The 12,850-nt window shown below is 61.6% G+C and carries 14 protein-coding genes; 8 read left to right on the top strand and 6 right to left on the bottom strand.

Annotated features, from left to right (window positions below):
* Window positions 1–3: 3 nt before the first annotated feature.
* Window positions 4–1,416 (bottom strand): MORN repeat-containing protein, encoded by a 1,413-nt coding sequence (locus ACZ1G7_RS09065; protein WP_472663703.1) that lies wholly within the window; start codon window positions 1,414–1,416, stop codon window positions 4–6.
* A gap of 184 nt (window positions 1,417–1,600) precedes the next feature.
* Between ACZ1G7_RS09065 and ACZ1G7_RS09060 the strand changes: the two genes are divergently transcribed.
* On the top strand, window positions 1,601–3,259 hold the full coding sequence (locus ACZ1G7_RS09060) for an NAD+ synthase (RefSeq protein ID WP_472663492.1): 1,659 nt from the start codon (window positions 1,601–1,603) through the stop codon (window positions 3,257–3,259).
* 44 nt (window positions 3,260–3,303) lie between these two features.
* Here ACZ1G7_RS09060 and ACZ1G7_RS09055 read toward each other — a convergent pair whose 3' ends face one another.
* Window positions 3,304–4,317, bottom strand: coding sequence for an alpha/beta hydrolase family protein (locus ACZ1G7_RS09055; protein WP_472663491.1), 1,014 nt, complete (start codon window positions 4,315–4,317; stop codon window positions 3,304–3,306).
* Between the two features lie 15 nt (window positions 4,318–4,332).
* Window positions 4,333–4,710 carry a nuclear transport factor 2 family protein gene (locus tag ACZ1G7_RS09050; protein ID WP_472663490.1) on the bottom strand — a complete coding sequence of 126 codons (378 nt, stop codon included), beginning with the start codon at window positions 4,708–4,710 and terminating at the stop codon, window positions 4,333–4,335.
* A gap of 100 nt (window positions 4,711–4,810) precedes the next feature.
* Here ACZ1G7_RS09050 and ftrA point away from each other — a divergent pair, with 100 nt between their 5' ends.
* The gene (ftrA, locus tag ACZ1G7_RS09045) at window positions 4,811–5,788 is read left to right on the top strand and encodes a transcriptional regulator FtrA (RefSeq protein WP_472663489.1); all 978 of its coding nucleotides are present in this window, start codon (window positions 4,811–4,813) and stop codon (window positions 5,786–5,788) included.
* 18 nt (window positions 5,789–5,806) lie between these two features.
* Here the strand turns inward: ftrA and ACZ1G7_RS09040 are convergent, their stop codons facing one another.
* Complete coding sequence (locus tag ACZ1G7_RS09040; RefSeq protein ID WP_472663488.1) at window positions 5,807–6,769, bottom strand: acetyl-CoA carboxylase carboxyltransferase subunit alpha; 963 nt, start codon at window positions 6,767–6,769, stop codon at window positions 5,807–5,809.
* A gap of 122 nt (window positions 6,770–6,891) precedes the next feature.
* Here ACZ1G7_RS09040 and ACZ1G7_RS09035 point away from each other — a divergent pair, with 122 nt between their 5' ends.
* Complete coding sequence (locus ACZ1G7_RS09035) at window positions 6,892–7,740, top strand: AraC family transcriptional regulator (RefSeq protein WP_472663487.1); 849 nt, start codon at window positions 6,892–6,894, stop codon at window positions 7,738–7,740.
* 100 nt (window positions 7,741–7,840) lie between these two features.
* Here the strand turns inward: ACZ1G7_RS09035 and ACZ1G7_RS09030 are convergent, their stop codons facing one another.
* Window positions 7,841–8,800, bottom strand: coding sequence for an L-malyl-CoA/beta-methylmalyl-CoA lyase (locus ACZ1G7_RS09030; protein ID WP_472663486.1), 960 nt, complete (start codon window positions 8,798–8,800; stop codon window positions 7,841–7,843).
* A 111-nt stretch (window positions 8,801–8,911) separates the two neighbouring features.
* A complete protein-coding gene (locus ACZ1G7_RS09025) occupies window positions 8,912–10,081 on the bottom strand; it encodes a MalY/PatB family protein (RefSeq protein WP_472663485.1) in 1,170 nt (389 codons plus the stop codon).
* 94 nt (window positions 10,082–10,175) lie between these two features.
* On the opposite strand from ACZ1G7_RS09025, the gene def (ACZ1G7_RS09020) reads away from it, so the two are divergent.
* From def (ACZ1G7_RS09020) to ACZ1G7_RS09000, 5 genes are read left to right on the top strand one after another with little or no spacing between them, the layout of a single operon-like run.
* Window positions 10,176–10,694, top strand: a complete 519-nt coding sequence (gene def, locus ACZ1G7_RS09020; protein WP_472663484.1) for a peptide deformylase — start codon at window positions 10,176–10,178, stop codon at window positions 10,692–10,694.
* Complete coding sequence (def, locus tag ACZ1G7_RS09015; RefSeq protein ID WP_472663483.1) at window positions 10,691–11,149, top strand: peptide deformylase; 459 nt, start codon at window positions 10,691–10,693, stop codon at window positions 11,147–11,149. Before def (ACZ1G7_RS09020) ends, def (ACZ1G7_RS09015) begins: the two co-directional genes overlap by 4 nt.
* Window positions 11,146–11,637 (top strand): peptide deformylase, encoded by a 492-nt coding sequence (def, locus tag ACZ1G7_RS09010; protein WP_472663482.1) that lies wholly within the window; start codon window positions 11,146–11,148, stop codon window positions 11,635–11,637. The genes def (ACZ1G7_RS09015) and def (ACZ1G7_RS09010) overlap by 4 nt, the downstream gene beginning before the upstream one ends.
* A 22-nt stretch (window positions 11,638–11,659) precedes the next feature.
* Entirely contained in the window at window positions 11,660–12,559 is a 900-nt protein-coding gene (gene fmt / locus ACZ1G7_RS09005) for a methionyl-tRNA formyltransferase (protein ID WP_472663481.1), read from the top strand.
* Complete coding sequence (locus ACZ1G7_RS09000; protein ID WP_472663480.1) at window positions 12,559–12,798, top strand: hypothetical protein; 240 nt, start codon at window positions 12,559–12,561, stop codon at window positions 12,796–12,798. The genes fmt and ACZ1G7_RS09000 overlap by 1 nt, the downstream gene beginning before the upstream one ends.
* The last annotated feature ends 52 nt before the right edge of the window (window positions 12,799–12,850 follow it).

Genomic DNA, 12,850 nt, shown 5'->3' with positions numbered 1-12,850 from the left:
AGTTTACTGAGTGTCTGCCTCTGACGCAGTATCCTCGGCGCCCTCAGCGGCGGGTTCTGGGTCGGGCTTGGTGAGCAATCCCTGCTCCCAGCCGCCGCTGGTTTCGGGGCCGTCCTTGTAGCGCATAACCCCGCGGCCCGAGCGCTGGCCGTTGACCAGTTCACCCTCATAAACATCGCCGGTGGCGTAGGTCTCAACCCCGGTGCCGGTGATCTGGTCGGCAACCCAATCGCCGTCATAGCTATAGCCGGTGGGCCGGACCAGCTTGCCTTGACCATGGCGCTTGCCATCCACAAAACCGCCCTCATAGACGGAGCCGTCAGCATAGGTGGCCACGCCTTCGCCCTGTTGCAGGCCCGCGACCCATGTGCCGTCATAGATATAGCCGTCGGGATAGGTCATTTTGCCCTGACCCTCGATCTTGGCGTTCACGAAGCTGCCCTCATAGACCATACCGGCGGCGAAACGCGCGACGGCCTGACCTTCGTTGACGCCGTTAACCCAGCCGCCTTCATAGGTGGCGCCGTCGGGGTAGGTCATCTTGCCGGTGCCATGGGGCACGTCATTGACCAGACTGCCGACATAGACCGTGCCTTCGGGATAGGTGATTTGCCCCTCGCCAGAGATGCGGCCCGCCACCCAGGTGCCGGTATAGCTAAACCCGTCCACGCGGGTCAGCGTGCCCTGGCCCTCGCGCAGATCGGCTTTGAAGCCGCCCTCATAGACGTCGCCATTGGCGTAGGTGCGCTTGCCCTGTCCTTCACGCGCGCCGTCAACAAACGCGCCCTCATACAGGTCGCCATTGGCCATGGTCAGCGTACCTTGCCCATGGTTTTGATCCGCTTTCCAGCCGCCCACATAGGTCAGCCCGTCGGGCATCACCAAGGCGCCTTCGCCCTCGCGCTTGCCGTCTTTCATGCCGCCCTGATAGGTGCCGCCTCCCGGAAAGCTGATCTTGCCCTTGCCGTCCTTGACGCCGGCGACCCATTGGCCCTCATAGCGGTAGCCATTTGGGCTGAGCAGCAGGCCGGTGCCGTGGTACTGCCCGTTGCGGAATTCACCCTCATAGCGGGTGCCGTTGGACAGGTTGGCGATGCCGCGCCCGTTTATTTCGCCGTCGGACCAGTCGCCCTCATAGGTGCCGCCATCTGCCAGGATGATCTTGCCGAACCCGTCGGGCTTGCCGGCCAGAAACTGGCCTTCGTAAAGCGCGCCATTGGGGTAGCGGGCGACGCCTTGGCCCTTGATCTCCCCATCGACCCAATTGCCGGTATATTCGTACCCGCTGGGCAGGGTGAAGGTGCCTTGGCCGTGGCGTTTGCCCTCCTTGAACGCGCCGGAATAGATGCCGCCATCGTCATATTGCTTGGTGCCGTTTTCCTGCGCCGCCGCCGGGGCTGGAATGGCGCTCGCCATTGCAAGCGACAAAATGGCCGCAAATGTCAGTCTGACTGTCACGCGAATATCCTCAGAGCTGCCCTATTTTTAATTGCCGCAAATGTACCGGAGCCCGCCCCCTGTGACAAGCGGCTGCACGGGTTGCCCTTTCCCTCAAGCCACTCTCTGCTAGAACATGCTCAAACAGACGTGAAAGACGCATATGACAAAGACGTTTCGCCTTACGATTGCGCAGTTGAACCCCACCCTGGGCGATTTTGCGGGCAATGCCGCCAAGGCGCGTGACGCGTGGGCGCTGGCCAAGGAAGCTGGCGCGCAGATGCTGGCGCTGCCGGAGATGTTCATGACCGGCTACCAGGTGCAGGATTTGGCGATGAAGCCCGCCTTTACCAAGCACGCGATGCAGGTGGTCGACGCGCTGGCGGCGGACTGCGCCGACGGCCCCGCGATTGGGATCGGGCATCCGATGCTGCAGGACGGCACGCTGTACAACGCCTATTCGATTCTGCGGGACGGCAAGGTTGCCACCCGCGTGCTGAAGCACGAGCTGCCCAATTTCAATGTGTTCGATGAGAAGCGCGTCTATGAGCGCGGCCCGATTCAGGGCCCCTACGCCATCGACCCTTTGCGCATCGGGACGCCCATTTGCGAAGACGCGTGGCATGAGGACGTGTCGGAGACCCTGGCCGAAAGCGGGGCGGAGATTTTACTGGTGCCCAACGGCTCCCCCTATTTTCGCAATAAGCACGACATTCGCGTTGGTCACATGGTCGCGCGCGTTGTCGAAACCGGCCTGCCGCTGGTCTACCTGAACATGGTGGGCGGGCAGGATGATCAGGTGTTTGACGGCTGCTCCTTCGTTTTGAACCCCGGCGGGGAGCTGGCGATGCAATTGCCTGCCTTTGACGAGGCGGTCGTGCATGTCGATTTCGAGCAGACCGATCAGGGCTGGCGCGCCCTGCCGGGTGAGAAGGTTGTGTACCCGGATGAGTGGGAGCTGGACTACCGCATGATGGTCGAAAGTCTGCGCGACTATATGGGCAAGACGGGGTTCAAAAAGGTGCTGCTGGGCATGTCCGGCGGCATCGATTCCGCGCTGGTTGCCACCATCGCCTGTGACGCGCTGGGCGCCGATAATGTGCGCTGCGTGATGCTGCCATCGGAATACACCTCGACCCATTCGCTTGAAGACGCGTCGGAATGCGCGAACGCCCTTGGCGCGCGGATCGACACGGTGCCAATCGCGGGCCCACGGGAAGCTGTAACGCAAGCGCTTGCGCCGCTGATGGCAGGCACGGAGCCGGACGTGACCGAAGAAAACATTCAGTCCCGGCTGCGGGGTCTGATGCTGATGGCGCTCAGCAACAAGTTCGGCGAAATGCTGCTGACCACAGGGAACAAATCCGAGGTCGCGGTCGGCTACGCGACGATCTACGGCGACATGTCGGGCGGCTATAACCCGATCAAGGACCTTTATAAGATGCGGGTTTTCGAGACCTGCCGCTGGCGCAACGCCAATCACCGCGCTTGGATGGCGGGGCCAGAGGGTGAGGTCATTCCGCAGCGCATCATCGACAAACCCCCATCGGCGGAGCTGCGCCCTGACCAAAAGGACGAAGATAGCCTGCCGCCTTATGAGGTGCTGGACGATATCCTCGACCGCTTGGTCGATCAGGATCAATCCGTGGCGGAGGTGGTCGCCGCGGGCCACAAACGTGAAACGGTCAAGAAGATCGAGCACCTGATCTACATCAGCGAATACAAACGCTTCCAATCCGCCCCCGGCGGGCGCCTGACCAACCGCGCCTTCTGGCTCGACCGGCGCTACCCGATTGTGAACCGGTGGCGCGACGAAAGTTAGCGCCCGCGCGATAGAGGCACGGGCGATAGGTACAGGCGCTTGGTTTAGAGGCCCAGATCGCGCGCGATTGCATCCACGATCGCCGCGTGCACGGCTTGACGATCTGTCCCGGCGGGGTCGGTGCAGACGGGGTCATCCTCTTCCTCCGCCAAGATCGCCTCGGCGGCTGGTTTGCAAACCGGCATAGCCGTGAAGTGAAACCCGGGCGCAACGCGTGCGACAGTTGCATCCGACAAAAGCGCCGCCAATCCGCTTGCGTCGAAATTGGTTGCCAGCAGCCGGTCATCCGCCGCGCCCAGCCCGATCAGGGTGACATGTTCGACCAACCCTGCGACGTCCTGCTGCGTCAGCCCCCATGCTAAGCCCGGATCAATCGCGGCCACATGGGTGATGCGGCTATCGGCGTAAGATGCGTTCCACGTCGCGGGGTCGATGCCCGGCAGATCCACCGTGTCCGACATCAAAACATCGCAGGCATTCATCGCGTCCATGTAGGTCTCGCACGCTTCGACAAGCCCTGCGTGATTGCCCAAAACTCCGCCCATCGAAAGCGCCGTCCAGCCGCCATAGGAAAACCCGGCTGCCATGACGCGGGACGCATCAATACGACCGGTGAATTCGGGGGCAGCTTGCAGCCAATCAAGGGCAGCTGACAGGTCGGCCACGCGGGCCCAATGCGCGACCCCTTTGGTCATGTCGAAATCGCCCCAGGTCGAATTTGGGTGATTCACTGACATCACAATCGCACCGCGTGCCGCCAAGGCCTCAGCCAGCCAGGCCTGCGCGCGGAATGTCCCGCCCATGCCGTGGCTGAACACCACAACAGGGTGCGTGCCTTGGGCCACGTCCGCGCCGAGTGCCGCGTTTTGACCCACAAAAACAGGGTTGTCGGCATAGAGCATCTGTTCGCCGCCACCCCCGTTCGGATACCAAATCGAGGCGGCGGCGGATGTTTGATGGTTTGGCATAGGGATGTCCACCAATGTCAGGCCCGCCGGTTCCGCTGCGGCGCTGGATATGGTGAGGGAGAGCGAGATCGCCAAAAGGGTCGTTTTCATAGTCCAAATCCTGTTCTAAGCGCTTGTTTTCCGTTCGAGATGCCAAATCTTTGAGACGATCTGCCAGCCGTCTTCGCCAAGCACAAAGCCAAGGTGGTCGACAAAGACGCTGTCATGCGCGCGCAGACGGATTTTGACTGTGGCACTGATCGGTGACAGGTAGTCGATCATCAGGATTTCCTCCTCCCGCGCCTGGCCCTTGCTTTGCGGCGAGGTTCGGCCAGCCACGTCGCGGCTGAAACTGTCGATAGGTTCGACAAAAACCTTGCCCTCATCGGCGTCAAACAGGCTCGATTGGGGGTGAAAGACGGCGTTCAGCTTCTCTGTGTCGCATCCGTAAAGCGCGTCGAAATAGGTTTGCACGGCGGTGAGCAGGGCGTTGGTGTTTTCCATGTGATCTGTCCTTTCAGTGTGTTGTCTTGGGGGACCTTGCCACCTGCTGCCCAGATCTGGTATTGGCATATTTGACAATGAACGTTCGGATTCTGCCAACATGAGTATTTCGCCACCAAAGACCCCCGATGGACCCCTTGTTTGCGCGGTCGGATATGACGGGCTGTGCACTTTTGAATTTGGTATTGCGGTGGAATTGTTCGGCCTGCCGCGCCCGGAATTCGACGCGTGGTACAGGTTCCGCGTCGTGCAATCGGAACCCGGACCGATGCGCGCCATTGGCGGCATCACCTTGCAGGCGGAAGATGATTTGTCGGTGCTGCAACAGGCCAGTCTGATCATCGTACCGGGCTGGCGCAACGCGGCAGCACCGGTGCCAGAGGCGCTGTGTCACGCGCTTCGCGACGCGCATGATCGGGGCGCACGCATCGCATCCATCTGCTCTGGCGTTTTTGTTCTTGCGGCGGCTGGCCTGCTGGACGGCAAATCCGCAACCACGCATTGGCGTTACACCGACCAGCTGACGCAGCGATACCCAGCAATCAATGTGGACCCGGATGTTTTGTTTGTTGAGGCGGACCGCGTCTTCACCTCAGCCGGGTCTGCGGCGGGCTTGGATTTGGGGTTACATATCATTCGCGCGGATTACGGCGCGAAGGCGGCGGCGCAGGTTGCAAGGCGATTGGTTCTGCCCGCCCAGCGCGACGGCGGACAGCGGCAGTTCATCCCCCGCCCGGAACCCAAAGCGCGCGTGGGGTCGGGCATCGCGTCGCTACAAGACCAAATTCGCGGCGCGCTTGACGAAGCCTGGCCGATTGAACGTATGGCGCAATCGGCGGCGACCAGCATCAGAACGCTGGCGCGCCGCTTTGCTGAGGAAACGGGCAGCACGCCGCTCAACTGGCTGACAGGGGAGCGCGTGACCCGCGCCGCGGAGCTTTTGGAAAGCGGCGGCGTGCCGATGGGCGATATCTGGAGCGCTTGCGGCTTTGGCTCGCCCGAAACCTTTCGGCGGGAGTTCAAAAAGAAGATGGGCGTGCCGCCCACGCGCTACCGCGACAGGCTGGGCGCCGTTTGAGCTCGTGAAGTTGCGGTTCTAGGCCGCCAGGCCCTTGCTGCCCAAACCAAGATATTTCTTGCGGCGGTCTTGTTTCAACGCCTTGGGGTCGAGCTTGGAGAGGTCTTTGAGCATATCGGCGATCTTCTCGCCGACGGCCTCGATCACCTCCGCGCGGGCACGTTGCGCGCCGCCGACAGGTTCGGGGATGATGGCGTCGCACACACCCAGTTTGTGCAGGTCTTGCGCGGTCAGGCGCAGGGCTTCGGCCGCCTCGCGCATTTTCTCAGCGTCTTTCCACAGGATCGAGGCGCAGCCTTCGGGCGAGATGACCGAATAGATCGAATGTTCCAGCATGGCCACGCGGTTGGCGGTGGCGAATGCGACGGCCCCGCCGGAGCCACCCTCGCCAATGATGACGGAGATCAGCGGCACGCCAAGCTCAAGGCATTTTTGGGTGGAGCGCGCGATGGCCTCGGACTGGCCGCGTTCTTCCGCGCCCTTGCCGGGATAGGCACCGGGCGTGTCGACCAGCGTAACAACAGGCAGGTTAAAGCGGTTGGCCAGATCCATCAGGCGGATCGCTTTGCGATACCCTTCGGGCCGCGCCATGCCGAAATTGCGCTCGATCCGGGTTTTGGTGTCATGGCCTTTCTCATGGCCGATCACCACCAAAGGCGTGCCGCCCAGACGCGCCAACCCGCCCATGACGGAATGGTCATCGGCGAAATTGCGGTCGCCTGCCAACGGCGTGTATTCGTCAAACAGCGCCTCGATATAGTCTTTGCAATGCGGCCGGTCGGGGTGACGGGCGACCTGACATTTGCGCCAAGGCGTGAGGTTCTTGTAGAGATCAGCCATCATTTTGATGGCCTTTTCGTCCAGCGCGGAGGCCTCTTTCTCGATATCCATGTCCTCGTTCTGGCGGGCCATGGCGCGCAGCTCTTCGGCCTTGCCTTCGATATCGGCAAGCGGCTTTTCAAAATCGAGGTAGTTGGTCATCGCGAGGTCTTCCCTTTTCGTTGACCCTATATGGCGTTTTGTTTGGACGGGTACAACTCCGCAAGATTTGTGAATGGGACCCGTGTCATGTCAGTCTTGGAACGAACGGAAAGAGAGTACGCATGATGCCCAAACCAAGTGAGGTCTACGAAAAACGCCTGTTGCGCGTGTTGGCCTATATTCATGACAACCCGGATGGGGATTTGTCCCTGGACACATTGGCCGATGTTGCGGCGATGAGCCGGTTTCATTGGCACCGGGTGTTTTCCGGCATGATGGGCAAGACGATTGCGCAGGTGACACGCGAAATTCGCATGCACCGCGCGGCCTGCTGGCTGGTGCAAAAGCCGTGGCCGGTGGCGGAGGTGGCCAAACGTGTGGGCTACCCGAATGTGGGCAGCTTTACGCGGGTGTTTGGCGAAGAATACGGGCTCTCCCCCGTGGCGTTCCGCAACCGTGGCGATCTGACCGGGTCGCTGCCCAAACCTCAAAGCGGAGATTTTCCTATGTACCCTGTTGATATTGAAACACATGAAGACCGCCCAATGGCCGCGCTGGAGCATCGCGGCAGCTATCTGGAGATTGGCGAGCAATTTCAGAAAGCCGGCACGATCTTTACCACCCGTGATCTGTGGGCGGATGCGCGCGGCATGGTGGGGCTGTATTACGACGATCCCAATTCCGTGGCCGAACCGGATTTGCGGTCCCATGCGGGGATCGTTCTGGCCGAAGGCGCGGCTGTGCCCGACGGCATGGGGCCGTTGGTCGCGCAAGGCGGGCGCTTTGCGGTGCTGCATTTCACCGGGCCTTATGCCGGGCTGAAGGCGGCTTATGACTATCTATACGGTCAGTATATTCCCGAGCAGGGGCTGGAGCTGCGCGATGCGCCTGCGATGGAGATTTATTTGAATGGTCCGCAGGATACGCCGCCCGATGAGCTGAAAACCGAGGTCTGCGCGCCGATTGCTTGAGGATTTGCGCCGCGCTTTCGCGCGTCGCGACGCTGGGGAGGCTCTGCCTCCCCAGACCCCACCGGAATATTTTTGAAACAATGAAGAGGGAGTGGGGTGCCTAGGAGGCCGTGATCATTTCATATTGCGAGACGATGACTTCGGCCTGTTTTATCGAGGCGATATCGACGAGACGGCCTTTGTAAACAGTGGCGCCCTCGCCATTGGCTTTGGCCTGTTCCATCGCCGCCAGGATTTCGCGCGCCTCAGAGACTTGCGCCTCGGACGGGGTGAAGACCTCATTGGCGAGCGCGATTTGTTTGGGGTGGATCGCCCATTTGCCAACCATGCCCAGCGTGGCGGAGCGGCGGGCCTGGGCGCGGAAGCCCTCATCATCGGAAAAATCGCCAAAGGGGCCATCGACCGGCAACACGCCGTGGGTGCGGCAGGCCGCGACGATGGCGGCCTGCGCCCAGTGCCATGGGTCCGACCAGTGCTTTTCGCCGTCACGCGCCATATAGTAGTTTTCCTGCGTGCCGCCGATGCCGGTGGTTTGCATGCCCATGGAGGCGGCAAAATCGGCCGCGCCGAGGCTCATCGCTTGCAAGCGGGGGGAACTGGCGGCGATTTCTTCCACATGGGCGATGCCGGCGGCGCTTTCGATGATCACTTCGAGCGCGACTGGTTTGGTGCGCAGCTTTGCGGCTTCCACGGCGGTGATCAGTGCGTCAACGGCGTAAATGTCGCCCGCGCAGCCGACCTTCGGGATCATGAATTGGTCGATCCTGTCGCCAGCTCGTTCCAGAATATCGACGATGTCGCGGTACCAATAGGGCGTGTCGAGCCCGTTGATGCGCACGGAGAGGTGCTTGTTGCCCCAATCGACGTCATTGATCGCTTCAATGATGTTTTTGCGGGCTTGGTCTTTGTCGGTCGGCGCGACGCTGTCTTCGAGATCGAGATTGATGACATCCGCCTCGGACGCGGCCATTTTTTCGAACAAGGCGACGCGGGAGCCGGGGCCAAACAGCTGGCAGCGGTTTGGGCGGGCGGCGGGCGTGGGTTGCAGGCGGAAACTCATGGCGAGACCTCGAAAGCAAGGAAATTACGAATTCGTCACGATGAGGATTAGGATATTGCGCAAGGGGGTGCAAGCGCTGCGGCGCGGCATTGGACGCCGCGCCGCGATATTTTATTGCAGGTCGCCAAAGGCGCGGGTCATGCGGGCGACGGCGTCCTCAACTTGCGCGCGCGGGGCCGCGATGTTGAAACGCAGGAAATCATTCCCGCCCTTGCCGAATGTGGGCCCGGCATTGACCGCGATTTTGGCGTCTTGCGCCACGCGGTCGGTGAACTCGGACATCGCCATGCCGGTGCCAGAAAAATCGACCCAGGCCAGATAGGTGGATTCCAGGTTCATGGAGCTGAGGCCCGGGATCGCGTTGATGCCGGCGTCAAAGATCCGCTTGTTTTCCTCGATATAGGCGACGCAGTCATCGACCCATTTGGCCCCCTCGGGCGAATAGGCGGCGGTCGTCATGAACAGGCCGAAGCTGTTCGGGCTCATCCCCAAAGCGGCTATGCGGGCGGCGAAACGCGCGCGCAGATCGGGATCTTCGATGATCACATTGCCGGTGTGGGAGCCTGCGATATTGAAGGTCTTGGTCGTCGCCGTCATCATCACCAGCCGGTCGGTGATGCCGTCGATTTTGGCCATTGGCGTGTGCGTGTGCCCGGTGAAGACAAGGTCGTGGTGAATCTCATCCGAGACCAGGATCAGGTCGTGACGCTTGGCGAAGGCTGCGACAGCTTGCAGCTCGGCCACAGACCAGACGCGCCCGCCCGGGTTGTGCGGCGAGCACAGGATCAGCATCGTCTCGGACCCAGTCATCAGCGCGTCATAGGCGTCGAAATCCATCTCGTAGCGGCCGTTTTGTTGGACCATTTCGCATTCCACCACCTGCCTGCCCGCGGCTTTGATGACCTTGGCGAAGGCGTGATAGACCGGCGTGAACAGCACCACACCGTCGCCCGGCTTTGTGAAGGCGTCGAGGCACATTGCGGTGCCGTTGACGAGGCCATGGGTGGTGAAGATCCAGTCCGGGTTGACGGGCCAGCCGTGGCGTTCTGTCATCCACCAGTTGATCGCGGCGCGGTATTTGCTCTCGTCGCCGAAATAGCCGTAAACGCCGTGATCGACCATGTCTTGGACGGCCTGTTTGATGACCGGTGCGGCCTCAAATTCCATGTCGGCCACCCACATCGAGATGCCTTCGTCGGGGGAGACGCCGTAAAGCGCCTCCATGGCGTCCCATTTCACACAATGGGTGTTGCGGCGATCGGGGGGGCTGTCAAAACTCATGGGGAGGACTCCTTGCTTTGCTGCAACGTAGCGGGGTCGTGCGCGGCTGCAAGAGAGATTGCGCAAACTGGCATGGTGGCCTAAATCACATTTTATGATTTTGCCCATTCTGATACACCCCGATCCGCGCCTGAAGAAGGTGGCAGCACCCGTGGCCGACAGCTCGGACGATTTGCGCGCATTGGCCGCGAACATGCTGGAGACGATGTATGACGCGCCGGGCATTGGGCTGGCCGCCCCGCAAGTGGGCGTGATGGACCGGATGGTCGTTGTGGATTGTGTCAAAGAAGAAGGCGAAGCCGCGCGGCCTTTGGTGATGGTGAACCCGGAGGTCGTTGAAGCCTCCGAGAAGCAGAGCGTTTACGAGGAAGGGTGCCTGTCGATCCCCGACCAATACGCCGAAGTGACCCGCCCGGCGGAGGTGACCGTCACCTGGATGGATGAAAACGGCGACGCCAAGAGAGAGACGTTTGACGGGCTGTGGGCGACCTGCGTGCAGCATGAGATCGACCATCTCAACGGCAAGCTGTTCATCGACTACCTCAAGCCCCTGAAACGCCAGCTGATCACGCGCAAGATGGTCAAGCTGAAGCGCGAAAGGGCGCGGGCTTGATTCAGCCGCTTGTTCTGCATCCCGATGCGCGGCTGCGGGCCTTATGTGCGCCGGTCTTGGCCGTAGATGACGGGGTGCGCGCGCTGGTGACGGACCTGTTTGATACGATGTATCAGGCGATGGGGCGCGGCTTGGCGGCGCCGCAGATAGGCGTCTTGTCGCGCGCTTTTGTGATGGATGCGGGGTGGAAGGCCGGGGCGGCGACGCCGATGGCCTTTATCAACCCGGAAATCTTGTGGGCCTCGCCAGAGATGCAGGTGAATGAGGAGGGGTGTCTGTCCATCCCTGAAATGCCAGTTTCCGTGACCCGCCCGGCGCGGATTGAAGTGATGTGGCTTGACGCAGATGGTGCGCAGCAACGCGGCGCGTTTGACGGGTTTGAGGCGGCCTGCATTTGCCATGAGGTCGACCATTTGGACGGGCGGTTGATTTTGGATCATGAGGCGGCGGCATGAGGGACTATGTAATGTGGCCCGACAAGCGGTTGCGCCAAGTAGCGGAGCCCGTCGACGCGATCACCGATGAGACCCGTGCGCTGTGGGACGAGATGATCGCCAAGATGGATGCGATGCCCGGCGTCGGGTTGGCGGCGGTACAGCTGGGCGTGATGCAGCGGCTTTGCGTGGTCGATGCCTCAACCGAGCGCGGCAAGGCGATACGCATGGCCAACCCGGAGGTGCTGTTCAGCTCTGAGCAGCCGCGTGTGCATGAAGAGGGCAGCCCGAACCTGCCGGGCGTCTGGGCCAAGGTGGAACGCCCGCGCGCAGTGACGGTGCGGTTTATGGATCAGAACGGCGTCTATGACCGGCGCGAATTTGTGGGCCTGTGGGCGACCTCGTTGCAGCACCAGATCGACCATTTGAACGGCAAGATGTTTTTCGACCGCCTCAGCAAGGTCAAGCGCGACATGCTGTTGAAAAAAGCAAAGAAGCTGGCGCGATGAAGCTCAAGTCGGAGATGTGCAGATGAAAATCGTGTTTATGGGCACGCCGGAGTTTTCGGTCGCCGCGCTGGACGCGCTGGTGACGGCGGGCCATGAGATCTGCGCGGTCTATTCGCAGCCGCCGCGCCCGGCGGGCCGGGGCAAGAAGCTGCGGCCATCCGCCGTGCATGCGCGGGCCGATGCCTTGGGGCTGGAGGTGCGCCACCCGGTCTCTTTGAAAACGGCGGAGGCGCAGGCGGACTTTGCCGCGCTGGGGGCCGAGATTGCTGTGGTCGTAGCCTATGGTTTGATCCTGCCGCAGGCGATTTTGGACGCACCGGCGCGGGGGTGTTTGAACATTCACGCCTCGCTTTTGCCGCGCTGGCGCGGGGCGGCGCCGATCCACCGCGCGATCATGGCGGGCGACGCTGAGACGGGCGTGTGCATCATGCAGATGGATGCCGGGCTGGACACAGGCGCGGTCCTGTCGCGGGCCGCTGTGCCGATTGGCGCGCAGGAAACGACGGGCGAATTGCATGACCGCCTGGCGGCGCTGGGGGCGGAACAAATAGTCGCGACCCTGTCGCAGCTTGATGATTTGGAGGCTGAGGCGCAGCCTGAGGATGGCATCACCTACGCCGCCAAGATCGATAAGGCGGAGGCGCGGGTCGACTGGTCTTTGCCTGCAATTGAGGTGGACCGGCTCATTCGCGGTCTTTCGCCTTTTCCGGGCGCGTGGTGTGAAATCGAGGGCGCGCGGGTTAAGCTTTTGGCCTCAAGAGTTGTTGCAGGGGAAGGGACCCCGGGAACAGTTTTGGACGGGTTGACGATTGCCTGCGGCAGCGGCGTGGTGGCGGTGACGCGGGCGCAGCGTGCCGGGAAATCCGTGCAGGATGCCGAGGCGTTTCTGGCCGGTTTCGCGATGCCTGAAAGGATCAACTGATGGGGTTTTTCGCCTTTTTCGGCGCGATGATGATCGCGGGGATCATTGGCTACGCGTCGGAGAAAACCGGGTTCACGCATAACGGGTTTTTGCCCTCGATCATCATTGCGGTGGGCGGCGCGGTCTTGTTTTTCATGGTGCGGGTGATGTTTGGGATCAGTTTTGGCCCGCCCGGGGTGGACGCGATTGTCAGCGCGGTTGGGGCGTTGATTTTGGTGCCGACGCATTATCGAAAGTAAGGGCATTACCGCAACTAAGGGACGGGGAGCCGCTGGGCTGCGCCTGCGCCCC

The organism is Litoreibacter sp. JB4-2, assembly GCF_055693445.1.
Note: the sequence above shows the minus strand (reverse complement) of the source record. Positions and strands in the feature narration are given on the sequence as shown.